The organism is Streptomyces sp. NBC_00045, from assembly GCF_045041095.1.
Taxonomy (GTDB): domain Bacteria; phylum Actinomycetota; class Actinomycetes; order Streptomycetales; family Streptomycetaceae; genus Streptomyces.
Map to the genome: position 1 here is coordinate 30,608 of NZ_CP108272.1, position 25,963 is coordinate 56,570.

25 protein-coding genes are annotated in these 25,963 nt (G+C 71.2%); 11 read left to right on the forward strand and 14 right to left on the reverse strand.

The genetic code is table 11. The annotated features are described in order from the left end of the window. Positions 1 to 19 precede the first annotated feature (19 nt). Together OHA65_RS36265 and OHA65_RS36270 are read right to left on the reverse strand one after the other, a co-directional pair. Positions 20 to 2,659, reverse strand: coding sequence for a serine hydrolase (locus OHA65_RS36265; RefSeq protein ID WP_331736239.1), 2,640 nt, complete (start codon positions 2,657 to 2,659; stop codon positions 20 to 22). 170 nt (positions 2,660 to 2,829) lie between these two features. Then, entirely contained in the window at positions 2,830 to 3,405 is a 576-nt protein-coding gene (locus OHA65_RS36270) for a TetR/AcrR family transcriptional regulator (protein WP_327286093.1), read from the reverse strand. A 99-nt stretch (positions 3,406 to 3,504) separates the two neighbouring features. Here OHA65_RS36270 and OHA65_RS36275 point away from each other — a divergent pair, with 99 nt between their 5' ends. After that, the gene (locus OHA65_RS36275) at positions 3,505 to 3,882 is read left to right on the forward strand and encodes a DUF4267 domain-containing protein (protein WP_327286094.1); all 378 of its coding nucleotides are present in this window, start codon (positions 3,505 to 3,507) and stop codon (positions 3,880 to 3,882) included. Here OHA65_RS36275 and OHA65_RS36280 read toward each other — a convergent pair. Next, on the reverse strand, positions 3,869 to 4,489 hold the full coding sequence (locus tag OHA65_RS36280; protein WP_327286541.1) for a TetR/AcrR family transcriptional regulator: 621 nt from the start codon (positions 4,487 to 4,489) through the stop codon (positions 3,869 to 3,871). The genes OHA65_RS36275 and OHA65_RS36280 overlap by 14 nt on opposite strands. 125 nt (positions 4,490 to 4,614) lie before the next feature. Here OHA65_RS36280 and OHA65_RS36285 point away from each other — a divergent pair, with 125 nt between their 5' ends. Beyond that, positions 4,615 to 5,397 (forward strand): VOC family protein, encoded by a 783-nt coding sequence (locus OHA65_RS36285; RefSeq protein WP_327286095.1) that lies wholly within the window; start codon positions 4,615 to 4,617, stop codon positions 5,395 to 5,397. A 9-nt stretch (positions 5,398 to 5,406) separates the two neighbouring features. Here OHA65_RS36285 and OHA65_RS36290 read toward each other — a convergent pair whose 3' ends face one another. Further along, positions 5,407 to 5,895, reverse strand: a complete 489-nt coding sequence (locus OHA65_RS36290; protein ID WP_327286096.1) for a carboxymuconolactone decarboxylase family protein — start codon at positions 5,893 to 5,895, stop codon at positions 5,407 to 5,409. Positions 5,896 to 7,473: 1,578 nt separating this feature from the next. Between OHA65_RS36290 and OHA65_RS36295 the strand changes: the two genes are divergently transcribed. The 3 genes from OHA65_RS36295 (at position 7,474) to OHA65_RS36305 (ending at position 10,811) form a co-directional block, all read left to right on the forward strand. After that, positions 7,474 to 8,586: a bifunctional DNA primase/polymerase gene (locus OHA65_RS36295; protein WP_331735000.1), complete on the forward strand. Its 1,113-nt coding sequence runs from the start codon at positions 7,474 to 7,476 to the stop codon at positions 8,584 to 8,586. Continuing rightward, on the forward strand, positions 8,583 to 10,253 hold the full coding sequence (locus OHA65_RS36300; protein WP_327286099.1) for a phage/plasmid primase, P4 family: 1,671 nt from the start codon (positions 8,583 to 8,585) through the stop codon (positions 10,251 to 10,253). The genes OHA65_RS36295 and OHA65_RS36300 overlap by 4 nt, the downstream gene beginning before the upstream one ends. A gap of 180 nt (positions 10,254 to 10,433) precedes the next feature. Beyond that, positions 10,434 to 10,811: a DUF6009 family protein gene (locus tag OHA65_RS36305; protein WP_054225930.1), complete on the forward strand. Its 378-nt coding sequence runs from the start codon at positions 10,434 to 10,436 to the stop codon at positions 10,809 to 10,811. A gap of 167 nt (positions 10,812 to 10,978) precedes the next feature. Here OHA65_RS36305 and tpg read toward each other — a convergent pair whose 3' ends face one another. The 6 genes from tpg to OHA65_RS36335 form a co-directional block, all read right to left on the reverse strand. Continuing rightward, complete coding sequence (gene tpg, locus OHA65_RS36310) at positions 10,979 to 11,533, reverse strand: telomere-protecting terminal protein Tpg (RefSeq protein ID WP_327286100.1); 555 nt, start codon at positions 11,531 to 11,533, stop codon at positions 10,979 to 10,981. Between the two features lie 6 nt (positions 11,534 to 11,539). Further along, positions 11,540 to 13,978: a telomere-associated protein Tap gene (tap, locus tag OHA65_RS36315; protein ID WP_331736242.1), complete on the reverse strand. Its 2,439-nt coding sequence runs from the start codon at positions 13,976 to 13,978 to the stop codon at positions 11,540 to 11,542. Positions 13,979 to 14,097: 119 nt separating this feature from the next. Beyond that, the gene (locus OHA65_RS36320; protein WP_331736244.1) at positions 14,098 to 15,072 is read right to left on the reverse strand and encodes a ParB/RepB/Spo0J family partition protein; all 975 of its coding nucleotides are present in this window, start codon (positions 15,070 to 15,072) and stop codon (positions 14,098 to 14,100) included. Then, positions 15,069 to 16,349 (reverse strand): ParA family protein, encoded by a 1,281-nt coding sequence (locus OHA65_RS36325; RefSeq protein WP_327286103.1) that lies wholly within the window; start codon positions 16,347 to 16,349, stop codon positions 15,069 to 15,071. Before OHA65_RS36325 ends, OHA65_RS36320 begins: the two co-directional genes overlap by 4 nt. A 179-nt stretch (positions 16,350 to 16,528) precedes the next feature. Further along, entirely contained in the window at positions 16,529 to 17,203 is a 675-nt protein-coding gene (locus tag OHA65_RS36330; protein ID WP_327286104.1) for a ScbR family autoregulator-binding transcription factor, read from the reverse strand. 473 nt (positions 17,204 to 17,676) lie between these two features. Beyond that, positions 17,677 to 18,630: an IS481 family transposase gene (locus OHA65_RS36335; protein ID WP_327279541.1), complete on the reverse strand. Its 954-nt coding sequence runs from the start codon at positions 18,628 to 18,630 to the stop codon at positions 17,677 to 17,679. Between the two features lie 136 nt (positions 18,631 to 18,766). On the opposite strand from OHA65_RS36335, the gene OHA65_RS36340 reads away from it, so the two are divergent. Together OHA65_RS36340 and OHA65_RS36345 are read left to right on the forward strand one after the other, a co-directional pair. Next, complete coding sequence (locus tag OHA65_RS36340) at positions 18,767 to 19,948, forward strand: epoxide hydrolase family protein (RefSeq protein ID WP_331736251.1); 1,182 nt, start codon at positions 18,767 to 18,769, stop codon at positions 19,946 to 19,948. Between the two features lie 42 nt (positions 19,949 to 19,990). Beyond that, entirely contained in the window at positions 19,991 to 20,497 is a 507-nt protein-coding gene (locus OHA65_RS36345; protein ID WP_331729712.1) for a DinB family protein, read from the forward strand. An 18-nt stretch (positions 20,498 to 20,515) separates the two neighbouring features. On the opposite strand, the gene OHA65_RS36350 is transcribed toward OHA65_RS36345, so the two are convergent. Together OHA65_RS36350 and OHA65_RS36355 are read right to left on the reverse strand one after the other, a co-directional pair. Continuing rightward, on the reverse strand, positions 20,516 to 21,070 hold the full coding sequence (locus OHA65_RS36350; protein WP_331729714.1) for a flavoprotein: 555 nt from the start codon (positions 21,068 to 21,070) through the stop codon (positions 20,516 to 20,518). Next, complete coding sequence (locus OHA65_RS36355; RefSeq protein ID WP_328765463.1) at positions 21,067 to 21,945, reverse strand: alpha/beta hydrolase; 879 nt, start codon at positions 21,943 to 21,945, stop codon at positions 21,067 to 21,069. Before OHA65_RS36355 ends, OHA65_RS36350 begins: the two co-directional genes overlap by 4 nt. A 115-nt stretch (positions 21,946 to 22,060) precedes the next feature. Between OHA65_RS36355 and OHA65_RS36360 the strand changes: the two genes are divergently transcribed. The 3 genes from OHA65_RS36360 to OHA65_RS36370 all read left to right on the forward strand — a co-directional run bounded on the left by OHA65_RS36360 (position 22,061) and on the right by OHA65_RS36370 (position 24,239). After that, positions 22,061 to 22,276, forward strand: a complete 216-nt coding sequence (locus OHA65_RS36360; protein WP_327286109.1) for a DUF4287 domain-containing protein — start codon at positions 22,061 to 22,063, stop codon at positions 22,274 to 22,276. 87 nt (positions 22,277 to 22,363) lie between these two features. Then, on the forward strand, positions 22,364 to 23,194 hold the full coding sequence (locus tag OHA65_RS36365; RefSeq protein WP_328765465.1) for an NAD(P)H-binding protein: 831 nt from the start codon (positions 22,364 to 22,366) through the stop codon (positions 23,192 to 23,194). Positions 23,195 to 23,234: 40 nt separating this feature from the next. Then, a complete protein-coding gene (locus OHA65_RS36370) occupies positions 23,235 to 24,239 on the forward strand; it encodes an AraC family transcriptional regulator (protein ID WP_327286111.1) in 1,005 nt (334 codons plus the stop codon). Here the strand turns inward: OHA65_RS36370 and OHA65_RS36375 are convergent. Beyond that, positions 24,236 to 24,715: a GNAT family N-acetyltransferase gene (locus tag OHA65_RS36375; RefSeq protein ID WP_328765467.1), complete on the reverse strand. Its 480-nt coding sequence runs from the start codon at positions 24,713 to 24,715 to the stop codon at positions 24,236 to 24,238. The two genes, OHA65_RS36370 and OHA65_RS36375, sit on opposite strands and share 4 nt — an antisense overlap. Before the next feature lie 102 nt (positions 24,716 to 24,817). Here OHA65_RS36375 and OHA65_RS36380 point away from each other — a divergent pair, with 102 nt between their 5' ends. Then, positions 24,818 to 25,345, forward strand: coding sequence for an anthrone oxygenase family protein (locus tag OHA65_RS36380; protein ID WP_327286113.1), 528 nt, complete (start codon positions 24,818 to 24,820; stop codon positions 25,343 to 25,345). A gap of 12 nt (positions 25,346 to 25,357) precedes the next feature. On the opposite strand, the gene OHA65_RS36385 is transcribed toward OHA65_RS36380, so the two are convergent. After that, entirely contained in the window at positions 25,358 to 25,852 is a 495-nt protein-coding gene (locus tag OHA65_RS36385) for an anthrone oxygenase family protein (RefSeq protein WP_331729717.1), read from the reverse strand. Positions 25,853 to 25,963: the final 111 nt, after the last annotated feature.

Below are 25,963 nucleotides of genomic sequence, written 5' to 3' on the forward strand. Positions count from 1 at the left end.
ATGTCGGCGGTGGGAGTGATCAGCGGAGGCGGGTGAGACGGGTGGTGGTGGACGGTTCGGTCAGCGTGTGCTGGAGGGCCACCGGTACGGACTTGGCTCCTTCGCCGTCGCCGGCCTTCAGGGTGCCGACCTCCGTGCCTGCCTTGGCCTCGTGCGGCAGCGGCGCGGCGCCGGCGGTGAGGGTGAGTTTGACCTGCTGGCCCGGGACGCCGATCACGTTCAGGTCCTTGGTGGCCACGAGCGGAGTGCGGCCGCCGAGGCCGTCGTCCACGTAGCCGACCGTGTCGCCCTTGCGGACGAGCGGGGTGGACGCCAGGGCCGTGCGCACCGCCTCGATGATCTGCCTGCTGTTCGTCAGGGCCAGAGCCAGGCTGTTGGTCGCGTACGGGTCCGGGCCGTCCACGCGCTGCTGCATCAACGTGCCGAGGATCAGCGGGGTCTCGTCGCCGACCGACTTGTACGCCGCCCACATCAGTGCGCCGCCGGCCGGTGTGCTGGAGCCGGTTTTGATGCCGCGGACGCTGAGGCTCTGGATGCTGAGCAGCTCATTGTTGTTGAGGAGCGGTTTGGCCAGCCCCTTGATGGGGGCGCTGGGCATGGCGACGATCGTACGGAAGACCTCGTCCTTCATCACCGCCTCGGCCAGCTTCAGCTGGTCGGTGGCGGTGCTGACGGTGCCGGCGTCCAGGCCGCTGGGATCCGTGTACGTGGTGTCCTTCATCCCGAGGTCCCGGGCGGCGCCGTTCATCTTCTCCACAAACGCGGCCTCGGAGTCGGTGCCGGTGTCCCAGCGGGCCAGCAGGCGGGCGGCGTTGTTGCCCGAGGGGATCATGAGCATCTTGAGAACGTCCTGCTGGCTGAACTTCGTACCGGCCGTGAGCCCCTGGATCCGGGACTCGTAATCGGAGTTGCCGTCCGCCACGGTCTTCGCGTCGATGGTGATGTCGGGGCCGGGCTCGTTCTTGCGCAGGGGGTGGCCCTTGAGGATCACGTAGGCCGTCATCACCTTGGCCACGCTGGCCATGGGGACGGGCGTCTGGTCGCCGAACGTTCCGATGTCGCCGGAGCCGGGAACGCGGACGGCTCCCTGGCCCTTGGCGGGCCACGGGATGGAGAACTGGCCGTCGACGGTGTGCGCGGTCTTGGTGGCGACCACGTGAGGGGTGGGGAGCGGACGCAGCAGCTGGGCGCCGGCGTAGGCCCCGGCGAGGAGCAACAGGATGGGCGTCCACACCTTGACGCGGCGCAGCGCGGTCCGGTGGGGCGTCTCCGGCGGGGCAGGGGTGTTGGTGAGTTCGGCCAGCAGGTCCAGCGGGGGCCGGGGCGTCGCGGGGGCGGGGACTTGGGTGGGGGCTTGGGGGTGGGGGTGGGGCGCGCTGGGTGCCGGCAGGTCGAGCGGCTTGAGGGCGACGAACTGGCTCGTCCGCTCGGGGTCGGTCTCGGGGGCGGCCTCAGGGGCGGTGCCGGTCCCGCCCTCCTTTTCGTCCGCCTTTCCACGAGCCCATGCGGGCGTCCTTCGGCTGTCGGCCTTGGGCTTGGGCTTGGGCTTGGCCTTCGGGTCGGTGCCGGTCTGGCCTTCCTGGGCGTCGGACTCGTCGCCCGACGCGTCTTCGGCCGAGGGCCGGGCTTCCTTGTTCGCATCGCGACGCGCCTCGGCGTCGTCCCCGGGCGTGTCCGTCGCGGCGGTGTCGGGCGCGCGGAACACGATGGTTCGCGTGTTCTCGCCGTCGGCGGTGGAGGCCGGGGCTTCTTCGGCTTCGGTCGCCGCGTCGGCTCGCGTCGCGGCCTTGGTCCCGGGCTTGGCCCCGGCCTTCGTCTCAGGCTTGGCTCCGGCGCGGGCCGGCTTGGTGAGCGTCAGCGTGCCATCGGCCTTCTCGCCGGCCTCGGCTGCAATGTCGGTGCGGCCCGCGGGCTCGTCAGCCGACTCGGGGCCGGTGTCCTTCCCGCTGTCGGGGATGGGCCGAGCGTCGCGCTCGGGCTCGTTGCTCGCTGCCGCAGCGTCGCGCTCAAGGCTGGGCTCGGTCCCAGGCTTGGCTCCGGCGCGGGCCGGCTTGGTGAGCGTCAGCGTGCCATCGGCCTTCTCGCCGGCCTCGGCTGCAATGTCGGTGCGGCTCGCGGGCTCGTCAGCCGACTCGGGGCCGGTGTCCTTGCCGCTGTCGGGGGTGGGCCGAGCATCCCGCTCGGGCTCGGGCTCGTTGCTCGCTGCCGCAGCGTCTACGGGCTTGGCCCCGTCGCGGGCCGGCTTGGTGAGCGTCAGCGTGCCGTCGGCCTTCGCGTCAGCCTCGGCTGCAGTGTCGGTGCGGCTCTCGGGCTCGTCAGCCGGCTCGGGCTCGGCGTCCTGTTCCTTGCCCGGTGCAGAGGCCTTGGGCGCGGGTGACACGGGTGCCGTGGCATCGGCTTCGGTGTTGCGCTTGGGCTTGACCGCGGTACGGGCGGGCATCGTGAGCACTTGCGTTTCGTCAGCGCTCTGACCGGCCTCGGATTCTTCGTCCTCGTCCGGGTCGGCCCCGACCTCGGGAGCGTCGGCCTTCGTATCGGTCTTGGCGTCGTCCGCCGTGTCCGGCTCCGTGGACGTGTCGTCAGGGCCCGCCCCCGCGGTGGTGGTTCCTTCCAGCTCCGGGTCTTCCGGAGGACCGCCCGCCACCTTCATTGCCTTCATCCCAGCCCCGCCTTGCCACTCACACCGTGCAGATACCGTGCGGCGGGGGCCCTGTGGAGCCCCGCCGCACTGCTAGATGTACGGAGCGCACGGCTCGTTCCACCTGCACGAACTCGTGAGGTCACGGGTCGGCCTTCGTGGGGCCCCCGGGCCGTGTCCTCGGCCCCGCATCAGGCGTCGGTGAAGCGGCGGACCAGGAGGGCGAGGCGTTCTTCGTGGGCTTCGCGGGGGAGCCGGCCGACGCGCATGAGGGTGGCCAAGCCGTGGAGGGCGGCCCAGTAGGTCTCGGTCAGCGTGCCCGTGTCGTCCTCGCGCGCGTGGGGGGCCATCGCCCGCGCCAGTTCACCGAACGCGGCGTGCAGCGACTCCGGTGCGTCCGGTGTGGCGAACGGTAGATCCACGACATGGCTGAACATGGCGTCGTACACGGCGGGGCGCTGCTCGGCGAACGCCGCGTACGCGGCACTGACCCGTGCCAGCGCGGCGCGCGCGTCGGCCGCCCCGGTGCGTGCCGCCAGCAGGTCGGCGGCCAGGTCAGCGAAACCCTCGACCGCGACCGCGGCCATGATCGCGCCCTTGCCCTTGAAGTGGCTGTAGAGGACCGGCTGGCTGTACTCGACCCGTTCGGCGAGCCGCCTGGTCGTCACCGCCTCCCAGCCCTCCGACTCGGCGAGCTCCCGCGCCGCCGTGACGATGAGCCGTTCCCGCTCCGCTCGTTCGCGCTCACGGCGCGCCTGAATCGACATGGCAGCGATTCTAGCAGTGCTAGAAAATCTCGCACTGGACTGCTAGCGTCGTTCTTGATACTAGCAGTGCTAGAACTTCGATCCTGAAGGAGCCCCACCGTGTTCGCTTCCCTCGCTTACGGCCTGGCCGCCCTCCTCATCGCCCTCGTACTCGTGATCGGCGCCCGCTTCCTCCTCTCCCCGCAGGCCGCGGCCGCCGGATACGGAGTCCCCGCCCGGCCCGAAGGCGACCCCGCCTACCTGACCATCAAGGGTCTGCGCGACTTCACCTCGGGCCTGATAGGCCTGGCCCTCCTCGCGTTCGCCGACGCCGACGCACTGGCCTGGTTCATGCTCGCCGTGGCCGTCACTCCGCTCGGCGACACCTGGATCGTGCTCCGGCACGGCGGTACCAAGGCCACCGCCTTCGGCATCCACTTCGCCACCGCCGTCATGGTCGTCCTCAGTGCCGCACTCCTCTTCGTCAGCGGTTCGTAAAGGGGTCCAGCGCGGCGGTCAGGAGGGCGTTGACGTGGTCGGTCTCCGGGATCAGGACGGCTTCGATCTCCTCGTCGGTGCAGCCGGCCAGGGTGAGTTCCTGAATGCGCCGGAAGAGCAGGCGGTCCGCTGCGGCGATCAGGGCGGCCGCGGCCCTGGGGGCGATGGCCGGTACGGGGTCCGGCGCCGCGGCGCTCAGGGCCGCGGCGAGGGCCTCCTCACGCTGGTCGTGGAGTTCGCGCAGCCGTGAGATGAGGGTCGGGCTGTCGGCGACCATGCGGGCGAAGGCGGGGCCGGTGAAGCCGACGACGGGGTCGTGTGCGAGCAGGGCGGCGCGGAACGTCCGACCCAGGGCGGCGTACGGCTCTTCGCCGGGCGCGCGTTCGGCGACGGCCCGGGCCAGACCCTGGGTGAACGCCTCGTGATGGTCGAGGGCCAGGTCCTCCTTGCGTGCGAAGTAGTTCGTCACCGTCTTCTTGGCCACGCGGGCGGCGGCGGCGATCTCGGTGATGGTGGTCTGTTCGAAGCCCTGCTCGATGAAGAGCGTGGTCGCGCAGTCGGAGATCAGCTGCCTGGTCTCGTGCTTCTTGGACTCGCGGAGCCCCATCTCGGTAGCCATGGGCAAATCTTACGTCGAGGGAAAAATTCTGCTTGACCTACTCAAGCGGCTCCACATAAAGTTACGTCCGTCGCAAAATTATGTCGAATGAACGGAACTGGATGGAGTCCGCCTTGAACGTCGCCACCTCCACGCTGTCCCTCACCGTCGCCGACGTGGACGCATCACGCGCCTTCTTCTGCACCCACCTGGGCTACCGGGTCACCGCCGCCGCCGATGGGTTCGCCTCCCTCACCCGTGGGGATGCCGCCGCCGACGTCGTGCTCCTCCGCAGCGGCAGCGAGGTGCTCCCGCCCGAGCAGCGCGACCGGCGGGCAACGGGCCTGATCTTCGCGCTCACCGTCACCGACATCGAGGCTGAGGAGCAGCGCCTGCGCGAGGCCGGGGCGCCGATCACCATGGCGCTGCGCGAAGAGCCCTGGGGCGAGCGGCTGTTCCAGCTGACCGACCCGAACGACATCGTCATCCAGTTCGTCGAATGGGCCGCCGACCCCGACGAGCCCGCACAGGCCGAGGAGCCCGCCATGATCGTGATCACGCCCACCGCCGAGAACGTCACCGAGTCCCCGAACGCCCGAATGACCGGGCTGGCCGCACCCAGCCGGGGCAGCTCGGAGCTCAGCACCTGGACCGTCACGATGCAGGCCGGCCAGAACGGCCCCGAGCACTCCGTGAGCCGGGAGCAGGTGTGGACGGTGACTTCCGGGGTCCTTGAGGTCACCTGCGCCGGGCGCACCGAGAAGGTCGCCGCCGGGCAGACCCTCGTCCTGCCGCCGGACGTGTTCCGTCAGGTCCACGCCCCGCAGGCCGCCGAGGCCCACGTCGTCATGCGGGCCGACGGCGTGGTCTCCGTGGCCGGAAGTGAAGAGACCCGGGTGCTGCCCTGGGCCCAGTAGACCGTCGGGTCAGTCCCACTGCTCGTCGGCGAGGGAAGTGACCGGGGTGGGCTTGCCGATGACCGCCAGGGCGATGAAGAAGTTGATCTGGCCGATCGCGATGGTGAGGGTGGCCAGCGCCTTCTGGTCGTAGTGCTCGGCCACCTCGGCGTACAGCTCGTCGGTGACCCGCTCGCGGCCGGCCGGGGCCGGCTGGAGGGTCGCCTCGACCAGGGCGAGGGCCGCGCGCTCGGCGGCGTTGAAATACGGGGCGTCGTGCCACGAGGAGACGGCGGTGATGCGGGCCTCGGTCTCCCCGGCCTTGCGAAGGAAGGCGGTGTTCAGGATCGTCAGGTAGGTGTTGCCGACGATCTGCCCGGCCCGCAGGTGGACGAGGCTCATCGTGGTGCGGGGTACCGAGCGGTTGCCCGTGGCCTTGAAGAGGGCCGCGCTGATGTCGGCCGTCTCGGGCACGAACTCGGCCGGGTTCTGCATCCGTGAGATCGGGGCGTTCGTCATGACCGGGCTCCTTCACATCTGCCTGTTCGTTCGCATCTGCCTGTTCGGCGCTTGCTTCCACAGCACTGACGGACCGGAGGAGAAGGATGTGACAGGACCCGGGAGAAAGGATTTCCTTGTCGTCGTCGTCGGTTGGTCCAGCGGATCCGCTACGGCCCGGCCGTAGTCGCCACCGGGGAGCCGTTCGTCCTGCTCGTCGAGCCGGCAGCGGCCGACTCCGGGCGGGCAGGTGCCCGCTGTGGGCGTACGCGCACGTGCCGCACGGCAGCACGGTGGACCTGCACGAGCTGGTCCGGCGGTGCGGATCAAGGTCACGCGCCCGGTTTCACGGACACGGTCCTCGCGCACCGCTCGGTGACGGGCGCCGCGTACGAGGACTACAACCCCAGGGACATCGTGGCGTGCGCCATGACGCTGGTACGGAGCCCGGCCCGGCCCACGGCGCGGACCGACCCCTACCGGACCCCGCTGCCCGGGGTCTACCTGTGCTCGGCGTCGCCCCCGCCGCGGCAGGGGTGCACGGGATGTGCCGGGTACCCGGCGGGCGGGCGGCGCTGCGTCATGAGTTCGGTGTACGACAGACCCCGCGGCTGGCGTCTGAGCCCACGTGCTCCGCCGGGGCTTCGGGTGGGGCCAGGCCGGGGGTTGGGTGGACACCCCGACTGACGCGTGCGCAGCGGGGTGCGGGGTCAGGCGCCGCGGTTCCGCTCCGGTACGCACCGCGTGCCGCTGGAAACGGCTCCAGCCGCCGCGGCGCGTCCACACGTCCAGGTGTCGGGGTCCGTGCTTCACGGTTCGGCTTCGGGCCGGGTGGGTGAAGCCCGGGGGCGTTCGGCGCGGGCTGGGGATCGGGGCTCGGGGGTTCCTGGACCCTGGGCGTCACGAGACCCCTCCCGCGGTGCCCCCTCCCCCCGACAGGTACTGAACGCCGGTGGATCGCCTTCGGTCCCTGTCGCTTCAGTCACTACGTAAACCTGCAGGTCAGAGGGCTAAGGCCGGTGGTCCAGGGACTGAAGGGACTCAATTTTGTAGTTATGAGCCGCATATGAAGTACCAGGCTTCTTATATGCCTGCGCGCATACACACACGCACGTAAAGAATGGAAGTAGTGATTCTCAGTCCCTTCAGTCCCTGTTCCGTGGGCTCTAGCGCTCTGACCTGCGGTTTTCTCAAGGGACTGAAAAGGGAGGGACTGAACGGGGTTCCGAGTGCTTCAGTACCTGCGTGCAGGGCCCCTTGGATCATGGCCCTCGCATCGCCCTCGCCCGGTGCTTGAGAGCCGCTGGAGCCCCGGGGCGGGAGTCGGGCAACCGTTCGCGACACGCCCGGGCTGATACCAAATTCCAAGACGGAACTTTTCCGGACGAACCAGGGTAGAACTTCAGGGACTGAGGGACTGAAGGGACTGAACTCTCGATATACCTGTGCCTGCGGCCCGAGCTTCCGCAAACCCTGCGGTAATCTCCGCGATAGTGAATCTTCAGTCCCTCTGGTCCCTGAGGCGCAGGTCAGCCTGTACGTCAGGACCGGGCCCGGGACGGAGGAGCCGTCCCCCGACACCGCGTCAAGGAAGAGCCAGTGCTGGTCCATCCCGAGAACCCGCGCCGAGGCGCGACCGGCGGGACGGCGCTGGACGTGGCGGCCTGGCTGGCTTCGCGCGGCTATCCGGTGCACCCTTTGGCCCCGGGGACCAAAACGCCCGCCGCGAACTGCCGGGAGTGCACGGGCCGTCGCCACTCCCCCGAAGCGTGTCCCTGCCATGCGGAAGGCCGTTGGTGCCACGGGTTCCACGCGGCCACGACCGACCCGGACAGGCTGCGCGAATGGTGGCGCAGGGAGCCGGAGTTCGGGATCGGCGTGGCATGCGGCGCAGCCGGACTCGTGGTCATCGACGTGGATGCCCACGCGGCCGTGGTGCCGGACCGCGGGCGGCTGCTGCCAGGCATCCCCATCGACGACCGCGTCGACCTGACCGGCCTGGAGAGCGGTTTCGACACCCTGGCCCTGCTGGCAGCCCACCGGGGCCGGCCCGACCCCTGCGAGGACACGCAGACCCTGCGGGTTCGTACGCCCTCCGGCGGGATGCACATCTGGTACCGGGCGCCCGAAGACGGTCCGCGGCTGCGGTGTTCCAGCGGGTCGAGCTCGCGTGTTGCGCTCGCCTGGCAGGTCGACGTACGGGCCGACGGCGGCTACATCGTGGCGCCCACGACGCGCACCGCCGCCGGTGTCTACCGGGCCCTGCCAGGGGCCCGACTGCCCGCGCCCCTGCCGCTGTGGCTCGCCGCCGAACTCGCCCGCACCGGGCACGTGGTGGAGGACCACTCCCCCGTGCCCTCCACCATGCCCTCCACCGTGCGTTCCCAGGCTGTCGGAGCCGGGTTGCGGCCCCCTGTGCCCGGCGGTCGACGAGAGGCCGGGAGGCGGCTGCTGGGAGGCCTCCTGGCGGAAGTCGGCTCCTGCGGGACGAGCCCGTCCGGAACGGCCTTCAGCGAGAAGCTCAACCGCGCCGCGTTCACCGCGGGCGGCCTCGTCGCGGGCGGCCACCTCGACGAGGCGGAGGGGCGCCTGCTCCTGCTCGAAGCGGCGGACCGGGCCCGGCCCCACCAGTCGCGCCGCAACGTCCTCATCGTCGACACAGGGCTGCGCGCCGGAAGCGATCGGCCGATCCACCCCAAGGAACGCACATGAGCAGCGCCAAGAGCACGGGGTTCAACGCCCAGGCGGCGGCGGAACAGCTCGCCGCGTTCGCCGCCGAGACGACGGCGGAGCTCCGCGTACCCGGTGGGCACGACGCCTTGCCCGCCGGCTCTCCCGTGCCCGCAGTGCTGCCCGCGTCCACGGCGGTGCGCGGCAAGCGTCGCCTGCCCGCCCAGCAGAACGCGGCCCCGCTCCCGGCCGCCGGAGCCGCCGCCGACTTCGTCCAGACCGGTCTCCTGCACAACCTCAGCGACCGGGGCAACGCCAAGCTGTTCGCCCACCTCCACCACGACCGGTTCCGGCACGTCGAGGGGCTCGGCTGGTACGTCTGGGACGAGTACCGCTGGAAGCGCACCGGCGGCGAGAAGGCCGCGATCTGGGCCGCGGGCGACATGGCGGAGGAACTTCCGGTCCACGACCCGCGCGGCGTCTTCTCCGACCGCGAGCTGGCCCAGCACCGCAAGCGCGCGATGTCCACCTCGGGCGTCAAGGCGATGCTCACCCAGGCCAAGGCTTCCCCCGAACTGGCCCTGGACCCCGACACCCTGGACGGGGACAAGTACGCCCTGTGCACCCCGGCCGGTGTCGTGGACCTGCGCACGGGCGACCTGCACAAGCCGGACCCCACCCGGGACCTGCACTCGCGGGCCACCCACCTGGCGCCGGAGGCGATGCCCACCCCCCGTTTCCACCGCTTCCTCGACGAGACGTTCGGGGACGACGAGAAGGGCCGGGAGATGATCAACTTTCTTCATCTCCTGCTCGGCTACTCCATCACCGGCGACGTCGGCGGCCAGGTCCTGCCCTTCCTCTACGGCGTCGGCGCGAACGGCAAGTCCGCCCTCCTCGACGTCGTCATCAAGATCCTCGGGGACTATGCGGATGTGGCCCCGCCCGGCTTCCTGATGGAGCGCGGCAAGTTCAACGAGCACTCCACCGAGCTGACCGAGCTCCACGGCCGGCGCCTGTTCGTGTGCAGCGAGCTCAAGCCGCACGACAAGTTCGACGAGGCCCGGGTCAAACTGCTGACCGGCGGCGACCGGCTCAAGGCCCGGCGGATGCGGCAGGACTTCTTCAGCTTCGAGCCCACCCACAAGCTCTGGCTGCTCGGCAACCACCGTCCGGAGGTGGGCACCGGCGGACACGCGTTCTGGCGCCGCATCCGGTTGATCCCGTTCGAGAAGGTCGTCCCCGACCACCGCAAGATCGACAACCTGGCGGAGACCCTCGTCCAGGAGGAGGGTCCCGGGATCCTGCACTGGATGATCCAGGGGGCCAAGGCGTATCTCGCGGCCAAGCCGGCCCTGACCGGGCCGAGCGTCGTCCGCAGTGCCACCCAGGCCTACGCCACCACCGAGGACCACATCGGGCGGTTCCTCGTCGAGTGCTGCACCACCGGCGCGGACCTGCCCGACCCCCGCGACCTCAAGGTGGAGCAGGGAGCCCTCTACCGCGCGTACAGTGCTTGGTGCCTCGACGGCGAGGGCCTGCGGCCCGCGACCACGCGCGCGTTCGCGACACGCATTCGCGCCGAGGTCGGCGTCGCCTCGCCGAACGAGATGCTCCGCTCGAACGGGCAGAAGTTCTACCCCGGACTGGCTCTCCTGGCCGATGAGGAGCAAACTCCGCGCGAGGCGAACAGGGCAACCACGAGGTGACCCGACGATGGGTGATGCCGCCCCGGGGTGGGCACGCCTACGATGGACAAGGACGATGAACAGACCCACCACCCGGCAGTGGCCCGCAAGGCCCTGCTGCATACCCGCATCGGCGCCGTCCGCGGCGTGGAGGGACCAGGGGCCCCGCAGGGCCCATGTGATCGAGGAGGGACCCAGGCCATGAGCTCGCTACTGTCATCAAGCGATCTCGCCCACGAGGACAAAGTGGTGTGGCTGGAGGACCCCGAAGAGCTCGACTACGTGCGCCAGGCCCTGGACAAAACGCCCCGCCGCCGGGGCAAGCCGCGCTACCACCGCGACGGGCGCATGATCGGCTTCACCGAACTCGGCGACACCGCCGAGGCGGATCCGGACAGCGGACTGCAGAAGCGGCGCGTCTTCTACCTGCTGCCGCACGACCGGGACGCCGAGCCGCACGGCCTGTACCGGGAGGGCGCGCCGGGCGAGGCCGTCGACCCCCGGACGATCGGGCCCCGGCAGGTGGGCAGGAAGACCGAGCGTTCGCAGCGGGGGCTGTCCACGCCCACGGTCGCCTGATCCGGTCCTTCAGTCCTTCGGGTTCTTCAGTCCCTTGGGTCCCTTGGGTCCCTGCCCGGCCCCGTACGGGCCGGGCGCACGGGCGCGCGTGAACGGAATGCCGAATCCCGGTCCCTTCAGACCCTTCAGACCCTGTGGGCGGACGGACGGGACGAGCGGGCCTGGGGTCAGAACGCGAAGTCGACGTAGTCGATGTCGGTGAACTCCACCAGCAGGCCGCCGGCGCGCGCGCCGTTGTCCTTGAAGTAGATCTCCTGGAGGCCCTCCGCGGCGATGGCGCGCAGCTGTGCCTCGCCGGCGCCCGCCTCCTGGGCGGCGAAGAGGCGTCCCGCGTACTCCGGCGGGAGGTGCTGAGTGATACGGCGCATGCGGCCGTCGTCGGTGGTGCCAGGGGCGGCCGTGAATCCGAAGCGGGCGCGGGTCTCGATGACCAGGCCGGTCGTCCGCGCCGCCCGGGCGCGGGCGCGCTTGCGGACCAGGGGCTGCCATCGGCGGCGCACCTCCGACTCCAGACGGGCGGCGAGGGCCGGCTTGGGCTGCCTGATCTGGTCCCTGACGTAGCGCTCGACCGTGCGCTGGGAGATGCCGAGCAGCCGGGCCGTCTCGCGGGTGGATTTCAGCCTCTTGACGAGGAAGCGCACCTGGGCGCCCGCGGACTTGGGGATGCCGCGGGTGAAGTGCTGCTCGTCGGCGCGGGTCAGGCTGTCGTCGATCTCGGGCATGTCTGGTTACTCTCCGTCGGCTGCCGCGTCGTGGCCCTTGATGTGGCGGGCGGGGTTGAGACCCTGGTCAAGCATCTCGACGGCCCACAGGAGGGACTGGGTGCCCTCGTGCTTGACCATGCCGGGGCTGACGCCGAGACGGAAGCCGCCGGGGAGCGGCTTGCCCTCGGGGGTGCGGGGGAGGAAGTCGAGCGGGCTCGGACCGTCGGAGAGGTACACCGCGCAGTCGGAGAGGACGGCTACGGGGTACAGGCCGGCGGCCGTGGCGAGCTTGTTCATCTTGCGGTGCATGTTGACGCGGGCCGTGGAGATGACGGCGGCGCGGATGTCGGGGCGCCACGTGGGGCGTTCGAGGGCGGGCCAGGGTTCGCCCGGGCGGTAGGCGGCGCCCTGGGGGCGTTCGCGGAGCTTGCCGATGCCGCCCTTGACGGTGGACTTGATGGCCGAGAGGACCGGCTTCAGGACGGGGTCCGGGCACTCCTGGAGCTCGGCCATCGCCGCCAGGAACTCGGGCTCGGGGAGCGCCGAGGTGACGCCGAGATCGGCCATGGTGGCCACGTACGCATCACGCAGGCGGGTGTACCAGGCGTCGAGGTACGGGCCGTTGTCGGGGCGCAGCCAGGCCTCGGTGGGCTGGACGGGGTGCCCGAGCTCCTGGGCGTAGGCCAGGGTCGGGGTCGCGTACCAGGCGGGCCCGGCGGGCGGCCGGCCGGTGGGGGTGAAGGGGCTCGGGAGGCGCGGGTCGAGGGCGAGGGCGGAGAGGTCCGCCAGCCAGCAGCCGGGGGTTTTCGGGTCGAAGCGCGGGCCCTGGACGTGGACGGCCGGGCCCAGGCCGACGGGGAGCCGGTTGGCCGCCGCGGCGAACGCCATGTTCACGTCGATGCCGACGGCGTGGGTGCGGGTGCACTCGGCGTCGGTGAGGAGCTGGGGGTCGCGGATCCAGTCGTACGCCTCTTCGTCGAGGACCTCGTCCGGAGTGCGCTGGTGGGAGCGCGGGTAGAGGGCGGCGACGACCGGGTGCTCGTCGGGGGCCTCCGGAGGGGCCGGGTCGACGGGCCGCAGCAGCGAGCCGGGTACGGGCGCGGACTCCCAGACCTGGGTGTCGGGGTTGCGGGCCGCGCGGGTGGGCGGGCGCAGGGCCGTCATGAGCTCCAGGCCGGACACCGCGGTGGAGCCGCGCGGGGTCAGGACGCGGGTGGCGTACGTGGTGAGCACCTCGGCGAGTTCCGGGGCGGGGAGGCCGGCGGTGTCCTCGCCCCAGGCACGGGCATCGAGGGCGCCCCAGGGGAGGACCGCGAGCTGGACGCACTGGCGGCCGGTGGTGGGCGAGGCCGGGCGGTAGATGCGGGGCCAGGGGCCGAAACCGCGGCGGGTGAGCTGCCACTTGCCCTTGGACAACAGCTTGAGAGTGGGGTGGTCGTCCGGGAGGCGGAGGGTCCGGCGGTCTTCGAGGGCCGGGGGGAGGCCGAGGGCCTCGGTGGCGGCGGCGGTGAGGACGAGGAGCGGGTCGCCGTCCTTGCCGTTGCGGTGGAGGCGGGGGGAGCGGAGATCGGCGTCGGGGCCGAGGGCCCAGGCGATGAGGGTGGGAAGGTCGGTGTGGGCCTTGGGAGGGAGGGGGAGGACGAGGCCGGAGGCGGCGTAGGCCTTGTCGGTGCCGTCCAGGACGAGCAGGGGGCCGTTCCCTTCCAGGGGGGTGGGGGTGCGGGTGGGCTTCGGGGTGGGGCCCTGCGGGGCTGATCCCCTACCCGCCCCTTCCCTGAACCGGGGCTTCGCCCCGGACCTCGGGGAGGTGCGGGGCGCGATGCCCATGGCGCGGGCGGGGGCGTGGGCGGAACCCGGTTCCGGGGTGGCGGCCGGGGTCGGGGCGTTAACGGCGTTAAGGGTCGGGGGTGCGGGCGCTGGTGTGGCGGGCTGTTCTGGAGCGGCAGCGTTAACGGCGTTAACGGTCGACGCGGTCGACGGGAGTGCCGGCGGGGCCGGGGTCGGGGCGTTAACGGCGTTAAGGGTCGGGGGTGCGGGCGCTGGTGTGGCGGGCTGTTCCGGAGCGGGAGCGTTAACGGCGTTAACGGTCGACGCGGTCGACGGGAGTGCCGGCGGGGCCGGGGTCGGGGCGTTAACGGCGTTAAGGGTCGGGGGTGCGGGCGCTGGCGTGGCGGGCTGTTCTGGAGCGGGAGCGTTAACGGCGTTTACGGGGTGGAGGGCGGCCAGGCCTTCCAGGAGGCGGGCGTAGGCCGCGCGCTTCGGGGCGCGGGGGGCCGTACGGCCGGTCTCCCAGGACGTGACCGTTTCGCGGCGTACGGAGAGGGCTTTGGCGATCTGGTCCTGGCTCAGGCCTGCTGCCTCGCGCAGGCGCTTGCGCTCGTCGGGGTGCGGGAGCGGGTCCTGGGCGGCTTCCTCAAGCAGCGCGTCGACCGCTGCGAAGAGGCTCTCTTGTTCGTCGGGCATCGGTACCTCCGAGTGCAGCCTAGGTGAACCGCACGGTTGAACGCACATGAAACGCACGTGGGGGCGCAGGCCGCGTTAACGGCGTTAACGGCGTTAACGCCCCCGGCGTGGGGTGTGCCTCAGAGCCGCAGCATCAGCAGCTCGGTGACGGCCTTGAGGTCGTCGGGGGTGAGGTGCGCCGTCAGGGCGTCCGCGATGGTTTCCGGGGAGTCCGTCGCGATCGTGATCCGGGGTGTGGCCGGTGCGGTCGGTGCGGTCGGTTCGGCCGGTGCCGGTGCCGGTGCCGGTGCCGGGGTTGGCGTGGGGCGGGGGGCCGGTGCCGGGGCGGGTGCGGGGGCGTTAACGGCGTTAACGGTCGGCGGGGGTGTGTGCGTGCGCTGCCGCGGCGGATTGACGGCGTTCAGGCTCTCGTCGGCAGCGGCCTCCTGGTGCTCCTGGGGAAGGCGCCCGATCCGGCGGGCCGGTTCGACCTTGAGCTCACCCGTGTCGACCTTCTCCTGGAGGCTCGGGGTGAGGTTCAGGAGGGCCAGGCGCTGGGAGACCCAGGCGCCCGTCTTGCCCAGGCGCTTGGCGACCTGGGCCTGGGAACCGTGGACCTCGACGAGCTCCTGGAGCGCGCGGGCCTGGTCCATGGGGGCCACGTCCACCCGGTGGACGTTGGCGATCAGCGCCGATTCGAGGATGTCGGCCGCGGAGGCGGACAGGGCGTCGTTCACGTGGATGTGCATGGTCTTCAGCCCGGCCAGCTGAGCTGCCGCGAGACGGCGGTTGCCGTCGATGACCACGTACGGGGCACGGCCCAGGCCGTCGGTCTGTCCCGGGTGCGCTTCCATGAAGGCCATGCGGGTGGCGACTGCGAGGGGCTGGAGCTGGCCGCGGGAAACGAGGGACTGGGCCAGCTCGTCGAGCTCGGTGAGGTCCTCGCGGAGGTTGAACGGGTTGTGCGCGAGCGCCTCGATGGGCACCTCGGACGGGGCCACGCCGGACGTGGGTGCCCCGGTGGCTTCCGCGATGGCCGCGCGGCGGGAGCTGACGCCGACGGGCTGGGCCCGCGCGAAGGATGCGGAGACTCCGAGTTTGTCGGCCTTGCTCATGAGATCTCCCTAGCGAGGGCGCGCAGTGCGACGGCCTGGTCGCCCTTGGGCGAGTACACGAACAGCGGCTGCTTCACGCGGACGGCTTCGCGCTGTTCCTTGAGGTCGGGAACGATGGCGACGACACGCGGATCCTTTATGTCCATCCAGGCCTGGAGCGAGGAGGTCGCGATGTAGCCGCGGCGGCCGTCGTAGAGGTTGACGACGAGGCCGAGGTAATCGATGTCGAGGCTGAGGTCGTCCCGCAGGTCGTTGATCTGCGAGGTGAGCAGGTCGTACGCGTCGGCCGACGAGTCCTCCGCCTGTACGACGATCAGCGCGCCGGAAGCGCCCGGCTGCTCGGTGTCGCGGCGGCGCCCGTAGTAGATCGCGGCGTCCATGCTCAGGCCGAGGCTCGGCGGGCAGTCGATGAGGATGACGTCGTAGTCGGATTCGACGGGGGACAGGGCGCGTTCGAGGGCGGCCTCGCGGGCGCGGACGGTGGAGAGGCGGACGTCGAGGAGGAAGGCGTCCGTGCAGGCGGGCAGGATGTGGAGGCGGTTGCCGAAGCGCTGGTCCGGGATCGGGACGATCAGGTCGGCGAGGGGCCCCTTGGCCTCGCCGGCCATGTGGCAGGTGAGGCTGTCGCCGCCGATGGGCAGCGGCTGCTGGCCGAGCTGCTTGGTGAGGTGGCCCTGGGGGTCGAAGTCGACCAGCAGGACCCGCATGCCGAGGCCGGGGAGGTCCTCCAGGTCGAGGGGGGTCGTCTCGGAGTGGTGGTGCGGACCGCCCTCCTCGGTCTCCCTGCCGTCCTCGGCCGCCGAGAGGCGGGCCAGTTGGCGGGCGATGCGAACCGGGTGGAGGCTGTCCGGGTCCTCGGCGAGGGCCTCGGCGGTGCCTGCGGTGATGGCGGTCTTGCCGACGCCGCCCTTCTGGTTGCAGACGACGATGCGGCGTACGACGGAGGGCCGCCTGACCGTCGGCGCCGGGTTCATCTCCAGCCAGAGGCGGACCGCTTGGGCGAGACCCTGGATGAGGGAGACGCCGCGGTCCTTGGAGCCGGCGCGGAAGGACTCCCACTGGCCGGCGGGCAGCCAGGTGGAGAACGATTCGGCGCCCGAGGTGTCGACGGGGGAGGGGGCGGAAGCGAGGGCGCTCCAGTGCGCGATGCCCTGGTGGACGGCGTCCTGAATGTCGACCCGCAGTTGGGCTGTGCGGATCTTCAATTCCTGGCGGAGCCACGGGGGGAGCTTGGAGACGACCTTCTCGCGGTCGCTCTGGGACGAGGGCGAAGTCATGAGAGGGACTTTACTAACGTTCGGAGGCGGATGTGAGCGCCACGCTTGGGTTTTGCTAACGAAATGGCCTGGGAAGCGTTCTGGAGGCCCCGGGTACGCGACAGGGCGGCCTCGCACACGCCGTAGCGAGCACCCCCGTGGTTCACCACGGCGTGTGCGAGGCCGCCCTGGATACGTCGTCAGCCGACCGGGACCGCCAGGGAGTCCGGCGCGGTCAGCCCGAGTTCGGCCCGGCACTCGGGCGAGCCGGCCGGGTCGAAGTGGGGGATGCGTTCCGCGGGCACGATGCCCGGGAGGAGGAAGTTCCAGAGGTCGATGACCCGGGTGTGCAGGTCCTCGCGGCCGGTGCGGACGTGCGAGGTGACCTGGATTCCTGTGAAGGAGCCGACGAGGAGCGTGGAGAGGTCGTACAGGTCGAGCAAGGGGAAGACGTCGCCGCGCTCCTGGGCCGGCTTCAGACAGCCGTGGCAGGTGTCGATCCAGGCGTTGTAAGGGGTCGGGTCCGGGTTGGTGAAGGAGCCGAACTCGATGACCAGGCGGATGCCGGCGCGGACACGGACGTTGGCGCGCAGTCCGTACGCCATCTGGTGCGTCAGGTCGATGACCGTCTGCAGGCCCGGTTCCTCGATGGCGGGGACGCCGGCGGAGACCTGGAACTGCTCGTCCATCAGGGTGCGGGCGAGGGCTTCCTTGGACTGGAAGTGGAAGTAGAGGGCGCCCTTGGTGACCCCGGCGTGCTTCACCACGTCGCTGAGGCTGGCGCCGCCGAATCCGAAGCGGTCGAAGGCGATTGCCGCGCCGTCGAGGATCGCCTGCCGCGTGATCTCGGCACGTTCCTGCCGGGCCCTTGCCATGTGGTGGTTCTCCTGAGGGGGGTTGGTGTTCGTCGTTGGTTCAAGGGTCAATCTAGTCGGATGGCGGCAAAGAAAACCAGTCGACAAGTACTTTTTCGTTAACGGCGTTAACGCCGTTAACGGTTCGGCGGCGGATCCTGAAGGACCAAGGCCTGTACGGGACCCCGGTCGGCGCCCGGCGTTAACGGCGTTAACGGTCTGGCCGGGTCGGGCCCGGATGTTGGGGTGCTGGGCGTTAACGGCGTTAACGGTCCGGGCGGGTCGGGCCCGGATGTTGGGGTGCTGGGCGTTAACGGCGTTAACGGTCCGGGCGGGTCGGGCCCGGATGTTGGGGTGCTGGGCGTTAACGGCGTTAACGGTCCGGGCGGGTCGGGCCCGGGCGTTGGGGTGCTGGGCGTTAACGGCGTTAACGGTCCGGGCGGGCGCTCCGGGGCTTCGGCGTTAACGCCGTTAACGCCGTTAACGGCTCGGGCCTAGGTGTATTGCCCTGTGAGGTTGGGGACGCGGCTGGCGGGTGGTTTGCCTGCGAGCGCGGTGTGTCCGCGGTGGTGATTGTAGGTGTGCAGCCACTGCGGGAACGCTGCCCGGCGTTCGGCTTCTGACTGGTAGGGGCGTGCGTAGGCCCACTCGTCCAGGAGGGTGCGGTTGAGGCGTTCGACCTTGCCGTTGGTCTGCGGGCGGTAGGGCCGGGTTCGCTTGTGGGTGATCCCGGCCGCCGCCAGCAGGTCGCGCCAGGCGTGGGACTTGTAGCAGGAGCCGTTGTCGGTCAGGACGCGTTCGACGGTGATCCCGCAGGCGGTGAAGTAGGCCTGGGCCCGGGTCCAGAAGGCGGTGGCGGTTTCCTTCTTCTCGTCGGCCAGGATCTCGCTGTAGGCGAGGCGGGAGTGGTCGTCGACGGCAGTGTGGATGTAGCTGTAGCCGGCGCCGGACTTCTTTTTGCGGCCCGCCGGGCGGCCGAGGGCCTTGTGGCCGCCGCCGTCGGGGATGTTGCCGAGCTTCTTGATGTCGACGTGGACCAGTTCACCGGGCTTGTCGCGTTCGTAGCGGCGTATGACGCGGCCGGTGGCCCGGTCCAGGTGGGACAGGCGGGCCAGGTGGTAGCGGGTCAGGACGCGGTGGACGGTCGAGGGCACCAGTCCCAGGAGATGTGCGATGCGGGCCGGTCCCCACCTGCGAAGGAGGCGGATCTTGATGATCCGGCGTTCGGTGCGGGACGGTGTCCGGCGCGGGCTGTGGCGCGGGCGCGAGGACCGGTCACCCATGCCGGCTTCACCGTGCGCGCGGTAGCGGTCGGCCCACCGCTGGGCGGTCGTCGGTGAGACTTGGAAACGCTCGGCGGCACGCCGATACGGCCAGCCGTCCTCGACCACGCAGCGGGCCAGACGCAGCCGTCCGGTCTCGGTCAGAGGTGCATTACGGTGGGGCATGAGGGCCTTCTGTCGTTCGGTGGAGATGTCGCAATCCACACCGAACCCGGAAGGCCCTCACCCGTTCAAGAGACCTCAGCCGAGACCTCCATCACCCGTCCACAACCTCCCGGGGCAATACACCTAGCATGCGGGCATGGGTGATCTTGGGGACTGGGCGCAGGCGTTCCGGGTTGATGTGGCCGAGCACGAGCTCAAGGACCTGGCCGAGCGGTTGGACCGGGTGCGGTGGCCCGATGAGCTGCCGGGGGTGGGTCGGGCGTACGGGATGCCGCTCGGGGAGGTGCGGGAGCTCGTGCGGTACTGGCGTGACGGCTACGACTGGCGGGCGGCGGAGGCGCGGTTGAACGAGTGGCCGCAGTACACCACCGTCATCGACGGGGCGCAGGTGCACTTCGCGCACGTGCGCTCGCCCGAGGCCGGTGCCACCCCGCTGCTGATGACCCACGGCTGGCCCGGGTCGTTCGTGGAGTTCCAGCGGGTGGCCGGGCCGCTGACCGACCCGCGGGCGCACGGCGGGGATCCGGCCGATGCCTTTCATCTGGTGCTGCCGCACATCCCGGGCTTCGGCCTGTCCGGGCCGACCCGGGAGAGCGGCTGGGAGTTCAAGCGGACCGCGCGGGCCTTCGGGGTGTTGATGGAGCGGCTCGGGTACGCGGCGTACGGGGTGCAGGGCGGCGACTGGGGCGCGGCCGTTTCGCGGGAGCTCGGGAGGAGCCGGCCGGGGAACGTGCTCGGGGTGCACCTGAACCTGTTGCCCGGGGGAGGGGCGACCGAGGAGCCGCGGGCCGAGGAGCTGGCCGGGCTGAGTGCCGCCGAACGGGAGCGGACGCTGGCTTCGTGGGAGAGGTTCCGGGTCTGGTCGCGGGAGCGGCAGGGGTACGCCGACATCCAGGCGACCCGGCCGCAGACCCTCGCGTACGGGCTGAACGACTCGCCGGTCGGGCTGCTCGCCTGGATCGGGGAGAAGTTCGCCGAGTGGAGCGACCCCGGGTGCCCGATCGACCGGGACCAGATACTGACCAATGTGATGCTGTACTGGCTGACCGGGACGGCCGGGTCGGCCGCCCGGATCTACTACGAGCGCGCGCACGCCGACTACTACGGGCTACCGCCCGAGGTGTCGGCCACGCCGACCGCACTGGCCGACTTCCCGCGGGACAACTTCATCCCGCTGCGGCACGTCGCCGCGCGCACCGACACGATCGTGCGCTGGACCTCGTTCGACCGGGGCGGCCACTTCCCGGCGATGGAGGTGCCGGAGCTGCTGGTCGGGGACGTCCGAGCCTTCTTCCGGCAGCTGCGGTCCGGCATCTGAAATGCCGTGCACGGGTCGCCGTACGGCTGTGATGATCGCCCGATGATCGACGAGCAGCGGACCCGGCCCGTACTGGTGGGCGACGAGCGCGCCACCTTGACCAGCATCCTGCAGTGGCAGCGGGACACCCTGATGATGAAGTGCGCCGGGCTGACGGACGAGCAGCTGCGGCGCAGGGCCGTCGCGCCGTCCGGGCTGAGCCTGATCGGGCTGGTGCGGCACCTGGCGGAGGTCGAGCGCGGCTGGTTCCGCAACGTCCTGAACGGCGACGACGTGCGCGGCTACTTCCCGAAGAACGAGGCCGGGCAGTGGACGGAGTTCCACGTCGACGACGCGGACCCGGCCGAGTCGTTCAGGATCTGGGAAGAGGCCTGCGCGCGGTCCCGGGCGATCGTCGAAGCCGCCGAGTCGCTCGACGTGCAGGGGCACTTCGGCGACCAGGCGTACTCGCTGCACTACGTCCTGGCCCACATGATCGAGGAGTACGCCCGGCACAACGGGCACGCGGACCTGTTGCGCGAGGCGATCGACGGGGTGACGGGGGAGTAGGCGGCCCTGGTACGGCCCTCATGGGTTGGGTGTGGTGCTCGCGGCGTCCAGGGCGGTGAGGGCCACCGGCCACGGGAAGTGGGGCGGGGCGTCGGGGCCGGCAGGGCCGGGGACGAAACCGTCGTCGCCGTAGAGGACGGTGACGCCGGCACCGCGCAGGGTGGCCAGGGACTGGTCGAACTGCGGGTGTGCGGCGAGCGCCGCGTTCGTGCAGGGCATGGTGACGACGGGGGTGCCCTTGCCGATCGCCTCGGCGGCGACGCCGACGGCGAAGCGGTCGGTGAGGCCGAGGGCCCAGGCGTTGAGGGAGTTGAAGGTGGCCGGGGCGAAGAGCAGCGCGTCGGCAGCAGGCCATACGTCGGGCTCGCCGGGAAGCTTGTACTGCCAGCGCACGGGGTGCCCGGTCAGGGCGGCCAGGCCGTCGAGGCTTCCGGCGACCCAGTGCGCGGCGGTCGGGGTGAGGCCGAGACAGACGTCCCAGCCGCGGGACTGGGCGTCCTCGATCACATGGGCCACGTCGAAGACGGGCGGGGCGGCAGAACAGAGCAGGTAGAGCGTCCTCGTGGGGGTCATGCGGACATGTGATCACATTGCTTGATCTCGACCATAGTTGAGGCTGCGTGATCGGCCATATGTGAGCGACCGGGTTTCATCCCGACGCGGTCGAGGAAACGGGTCAGGACGGCGTGGAAGGCCCCGGGGCTGTCGAGGTGGACGTCGTGAGCGGCGCCCGGTACGGAGACGGCCGTCGTGGAAGGGCCCGGCGGGGTCAGCATGCGCTGTGATTCCTCCGGCGGAACGATCCCCTTCTCGCCGATCACGAGCAGGACCGGGCAGGCGACCCGCTGCCACTCGGGCCACCAGGCGCGGGTGGTGTTCTCCGTGATGGCGGCGACCATGACGTCCCGCTCGAAGCGGGGGTACCAGCCGTCCGCCTGCTGCTCCAGGCCGGCCGCCCAGGCCTCGCTGCCGAGGAACTCGCGTGCTGCGTCGAGCGTGGGGAACGGGAGCGGCCAGGAGTCGAGCATGGCGCCGATCCGGTTCGGGGTGGCGGGGTCGGCGGCAGCGGGGCCCGCTTCGACCAGGACGAGGGCGCGGACCAGGTCCGGGTGGGCGGCCGCGGTGAGCAGGGCGGTGTGCCCGCCGAGGGACTGGCCGATGAGGACCGCGGGGTCCAGACCGAGTTGCGTGGTGACGGCGAGGACGTCCGCGACGTGGGCGGCGCGGGAGACGTCCGCCGGGCGGCGTTCGCTCGCGCCGTGGCCGCGCTGGTCCACCGCCACCACGCGGTGGTGCGGGGAGAGGTGTTCGGCGGCTGCGTCCCATTCGCCGGCGTGACCTGCCAGGCCGTGCAGGAAGACGACGGGGACGCCGGTGCCGCCCCAGTCCCGGCAGGAGAGGCGGATACCGTCCCGGGGACTGGTGACGATGCGTTCGGTCCAGGTCATCGGGACATCATCCGAGATCTTTCCGGTGATCGGCGATGAGTTTCGGTCGGGAAGTACGTCTACCTTGTGACAGCGGAACACGACGTACGTACCGACCGACAGGAGCACCGCAGAGATGAGCGAGCCGGTGAAGGGCCCTGCCAGCTACTTCCCTTCGATCGAGAAGAAGTACGGACGCCCCGTCGCGCAATGGAAGGACCTGATCCGGTCCTCGCCGCTCACCAAGCACATGGAGCTCGTCTCCTGGCTCAAGACGGAGCACGGCATGGGCCACGGCCACGCCAACGCCCTCGTCGCGCACACCCTCGGCGAGGACGCCGGCCGCGCCTGAGCGCCTCGACCGCGGCGTGGACGCACGCGTATGCGGTTGAGCTTTTCGGCGATGTTCCGTCTCGCCGGTGCCGGCTTCACTGGAGGCATGACACAGACACCGCAGGCATCGCAGGCACGGACCCTCGTCATCGGGGGCAACGGCAAGACCGGCCGCCGCGTCGCGCAGAAGCTCGACCTCCTGGGCATCCCGGTGCGCATCGGCTCGCGCACCGGGGCCCCCGCCTTCGACTGGAACGCCCCCGTCACCTGGGAGCCGGCGCTGGAGGGCGTCGACCGGGTGTACGTGACCTACTACCCCGACCTGGCCTTCCCGGGGGCCGCCGAGCAGATCGGCGCGTTCTCAGAGGCGGCCGTCGCCGCCGGTGCGCGCCGCCTGGTCCTGCTGTCCGGGCGGGGCGAGGAGGCCGCGCAGCGCGCCGAGGAGAGCCTGAAGGCGTCCGGGGCGGACTGGACGGTCGTCAGGTCCAGCTGGTTCGCCCAGAACTTCGACGAGGGATTCTTCGTGGAGTCCGTACGGGCCGGGGAGATCGCCCTGCCGACCGCGGACGCCGTGGAGGCCTTCGTCGACACCGACGACATCGCCGACGTGGTGGTGGCCGCGCTGACCGACGACCGGCACATCGGCAGGACGTACGAGCTGTCCGGGCCGCGGCTGATCAGCTTCACCGACGCCGCCGCCGAACTGTCGAAGGCGACCGGGCGCGCGATCGCGTACGTGCCCGTCTCCAACGAGGAGTACCGCGCGGTGCTCCGCGAGAACGGTCTGCCGCATGAGTTCGCCGACCTGTTCACGATGATCCTGGACGGGCGCAACGCCCACCTCGTGCACGGGGTGGAGGAGGCCCTCGGCCGGGCTCCCAGGGACTTCGCCGACTACGCCCGCGAGGCGGCGGCCACCGGTGTCTGGGACGTCTGAACTCCTGCCCCGGGGCAGGACGCCGGGAGAGGATGGCCCCGTGGACACGCTGACCGGACTCCTCGAAGGCCCCAACGCCCGGGGCGCTTTCCTCCTCAAGTCCGTCTTCAACCCGCCCTGGGCGGTGCGGATCGAGGACCGGGCCCCGCTGTCGGTGGTCACGATGGTGCACGGGACCGGCTGGCTGCTCCCCGACGGGGGCACGCCGGTGCTGATCGGCCCCGGGGACGTGGCGGTCGTACGGGGGCCCGAGCCGTACACGGTGGCGGACGCGCCCGGGACGCCGGTGCAGATCACGGTGGACCCCGAACAACGGTGCAGTACGGAGGCGGGCGAGGACGTCAGCGAGTCCATGGCGCTGGGCGTGCGGACCTGGGGCGCGGGGCACCAGGACGCCGGGTCGGCGGTGATGCTGAGCGGTACCTACATGGCGCCGAGCGAGATCGGCCGCCGGCTGCTGGGCGCGCTGCCGACGATCCTGGTCCGGCCGGCGGCCGCCGCGGACGCCACGCTGATCGGGCTGCTCGGCTCGGAGATCTCCCGGGACGAGCCGGGCCAGGAACTCGTCCTGGACCGGCTGTTGGACCTGCTGCTGATCGGGGTGCTGCGCACCTGGCTCGCGGACCCCGGCTCGGGGGCCCCGGGCTGGTACCGGGCGCAGGGCGATCCGGTGGTCGGCAGGGCGCTGCGGCTGCTGCACGAGAACCCGGCGCACGGCTGGACGGTGGAGGAGCTCGCGCACAAGGCCGGGGTTTCCAGGGCCTCACTGGCGCGGCGGTTCACGGACCTGGTCGGGGAGCCGCCGATGGCGTACCTGACGGGGTGGCGCCTGGCCCTGGCGGCCGACCTGCTGCGCGAGCCGGACGCCACGGTGGCGACGGTGGCCCGGCGGGTGGGCTACGGCTCGGCGTTCGCGCTGTCGACGGCGTTCAAGCGGGTGCGCGGGGTGAGCCCGCAGGAGTTCCGTACGGGGGCCGCGGCCGTGACCGCCGGTCCGGCGGCTCCGGGGTCCTCGCGCACGGTGGTCCTGCCGGACGGCCCCTAGACGGCCGGGAGGTCCAGGACGCCGACGGTCTGGCCGCCGCTGACCTCGCCGGTGAGGCGGAAGCCGAGGCCCAGGTAGAACGGCTCGGGGGTGCCGGGGCCGGGCTCCCAAGTGACGTAGACGCGGTCGGTGCCGCGGCTGCGGAGCTCGGCGGTGAGGGCCCGGACCGCGAAGCGGCCGTAGCCCTTGGACTGGTGGTCGGCGCAGACGTTCAGGCGCCAGATGCCCGAGCGGATGTCGGCGGGGTCCCGCTCCGGGTTCCAGGCGATGTCGACGAAGGCCATGACGAAGCCGACGACCTCGTCGCCGTCGACGACGGCGCGCGGCCAGGCGGTGTCCCCGTGGACGTAGGCCTCGGCGAGGGACTTGACCACCGGGGAGACGAGACGGGCCTGGTCGGGGCGTACCCGTACGGCGCACACCGCATCGAAGTTGGCTGCGGTGACCGGCTCCAGGCGCAGGGCGGAGGTGCTCATGGCCGCACCCTACCGGGGGGTGCGACCTGCTCGGGCACCGGGATTTTCGGGATCGGATCCGGACCGGACCGTGGTGACACGACACGACCAGAGGAGAGTCCCATGCGGAAGAACACGGCTGGCGGCGGCGACCGGATCGCGACCGTCCTGCTCATGGTCTCGACCGTGCTCGTGGGTCTGATGGCGGGGCTGTTCTTCGCCTTCGACGTCTCGGTGATGCCGGGGCTGGCCCGGGGCGACGAGCGGACGTACGTCACCGCGATGCAGAACATCAACGCGGTCATCGACGGGAACGGGCTGTTCGGCACCGTCTTCGTGGTGGCCCTGCTCGCCGCAGTCGCCTCGGCGGTGGTGGAGTTCCGCAGGGGTCGGCGCGGGGTCGCGGTGTGGGTGGGGGCGGCGGCCGCGCTGTACCTCGTCGTCCTGGTGATCACCTTCACCGTGAACATCCCGCTGAACAACGAGCTCGCGAATGCGGGCGAGGCGGCGAAGCTGACCGACTTCTCCGTCGTGGAGAAGTTCAAGGGGACGTGGGTGACCACGAACATCATCCGCACGCTGCTCTGCACGGCGGCCCTGACGGCCCTCTCGCGGGCGCTGGTGCTGTACGGGCGGGCCACCGCGCGGTAGCGCCCGAACGCGTCAGAGGCGGCCGTTCAGTACGAGGGCCCAGGCCAGGCAGCCGAGGGCGATCGTGCACAGCAGCGTCCGCCAGCGGTTGGCCGGCACCCAGCGCGACTCGAAGGCCCGGCGGACGGCGCCCGGATCGGCGATGCGCTCGACGGGGCCGGCCTGCTCCAGGGCGTTGTTGAGCGGGATGTTGACCCTGCCGGTGACACCGAGCTGGAGGACGTACGCGACGAGCGCAGCGATCAGCGGCACCGCCGCGGCGCCCCCGCCCGAGGTGAGGTGCAGGGCCAGCGCGAGGCCCGTAAAGAGCAGGGCGCCGAGGAAGCCGATCATGAACCAGCCGTTGATGATGGCGACGTTGACGCGCTGCATCACCTGGATCGTCGTCCGGTCGTCCGAGCGCCGCAGCGCCGGCATCACCGACACGTCGAAGGCGAAGAACAGGCCCGCCATCAGGCCCGTCGTGACCGTCGCGGCGATGAGTGAGACGAGTCTTGCGATCTCCACGTCCGTTTCTCCTCTGGTGGTGGTCTGCTCGTGGTCCTACCCCACGGGAGGACATTTTTGTCCGCAGGGCAGAAGCCTTGCCCAGAGCAGTGCTGCGCACGGTAGCCTCCG

Excerpts from the sequence above, each read along its gene's own strand:
- tap (WP_331736242.1), bottom strand. The coding sequence starts at position 13,978 with ATGCCCGACGAACAAGAGAGCCTCTTCGCAGCGGTCGACGCGCTGCTT.
- OHA65_RS36270 (WP_327286093.1), bottom strand. The coding sequence starts at position 3,405 with ATGTCGATTCAGGCGCGCCGTGAGCGCGAACGAGCGGAGCGGGAACGG.
- OHA65_RS36325 (WP_327286103.1), bottom strand. The coding sequence starts at position 16,349 with ATGACTTCGCCCTCGTCCCAGAGCGACCGCGAGAAGGTCGTCTCCAAG.
- OHA65_RS36330 (WP_327286104.1), bottom strand. The coding sequence starts at position 17,203 with ATGGCAAGGGCCCGGCAGGAACGTGCCGAGATCACGCGGCAGGCGATC.
- OHA65_RS36340 (WP_331736251.1), top strand. The coding sequence starts at position 18,767 with ATGGGTGATCTTGGGGACTGGGCGCAGGCGTTCCGGGTTGATGTGGCC.
- OHA65_RS36345 (WP_331729712.1), top strand. The coding sequence starts at position 19,991 with ATGATCGACGAGCAGCGGACCCGGCCCGTACTGGTGGGCGACGAGCGC.
- tpg (WP_327286100.1), bottom strand. The coding sequence starts at position 11,533 with ATGCCCGAGATCGACGACAGCCTGACCCGCGCCGACGAGCAGCACTTC.
- OHA65_RS36375 (WP_328765467.1), bottom strand. The coding sequence starts at position 24,715 with ATGAGCACCTCCGCCCTGCGCCTGGAGCCGGTCACCGCAGCCAACTTC.
- OHA65_RS36365 (WP_328765465.1), top strand. The coding sequence starts at position 22,364 with ATGACACAGACACCGCAGGCATCGCAGGCACGGACCCTCGTCATCGGG.
- OHA65_RS36280 (WP_327286541.1), bottom strand. The coding sequence starts at position 4,489 with ATGGGGCTCCGCGAGTCCAAGAAGCACGAGACCAGGCAGCTGATCTCC.
- OHA65_RS36360 (WP_327286109.1), top strand. The coding sequence starts at position 22,061 with ATGAGCGAGCCGGTGAAGGGCCCTGCCAGCTACTTCCCTTCGATCGAG.
- OHA65_RS36350 (WP_331729714.1), bottom strand. The coding sequence starts at position 21,070 with ATGACCCCCACGAGGACGCTCTACCTGCTCTGTTCTGCCGCCCCGCCC.
- OHA65_RS36355 (WP_328765463.1), bottom strand. The coding sequence starts at position 21,945 with ATGACCTGGACCGAACGCATCGTCACCAGTCCCCGGGACGGTATCCGC.
- OHA65_RS36290 (WP_327286096.1), bottom strand. The coding sequence starts at position 5,895 with ATGACGAACGCCCCGATCTCACGGATGCAGAACCCGGCCGAGTTCGTG.
- OHA65_RS36320 (WP_331736244.1), bottom strand. The coding sequence starts at position 15,072 with ATGAGCAAGGCCGACAAACTCGGAGTCTCCGCATCCTTCGCGCGGGCC.
- OHA65_RS36305 (WP_054225930.1), top strand. The coding sequence starts at position 10,434 with ATGAGCTCGCTACTGTCATCAAGCGATCTCGCCCACGAGGACAAAGTG.
- OHA65_RS36300 (WP_327286099.1), top strand. The coding sequence starts at position 8,583 with ATGAGCAGCGCCAAGAGCACGGGGTTCAACGCCCAGGCGGCGGCGGAA.
- OHA65_RS36380 (WP_327286113.1), top strand. The coding sequence starts at position 24,818 with ATGCGGAAGAACACGGCTGGCGGCGGCGACCGGATCGCGACCGTCCTG.
- OHA65_RS36335 (WP_327279541.1), bottom strand. The coding sequence starts at position 18,630 with ATGCCCCACCGTAATGCACCTCTGACCGAGACCGGACGGCTGCGTCTG.
- OHA65_RS36265 (WP_331736239.1), bottom strand. The coding sequence starts at position 2,659 with ATGAAGGCAATGAAGGTGGCGGGCGGTCCTCCGGAAGACCCGGAGCTG.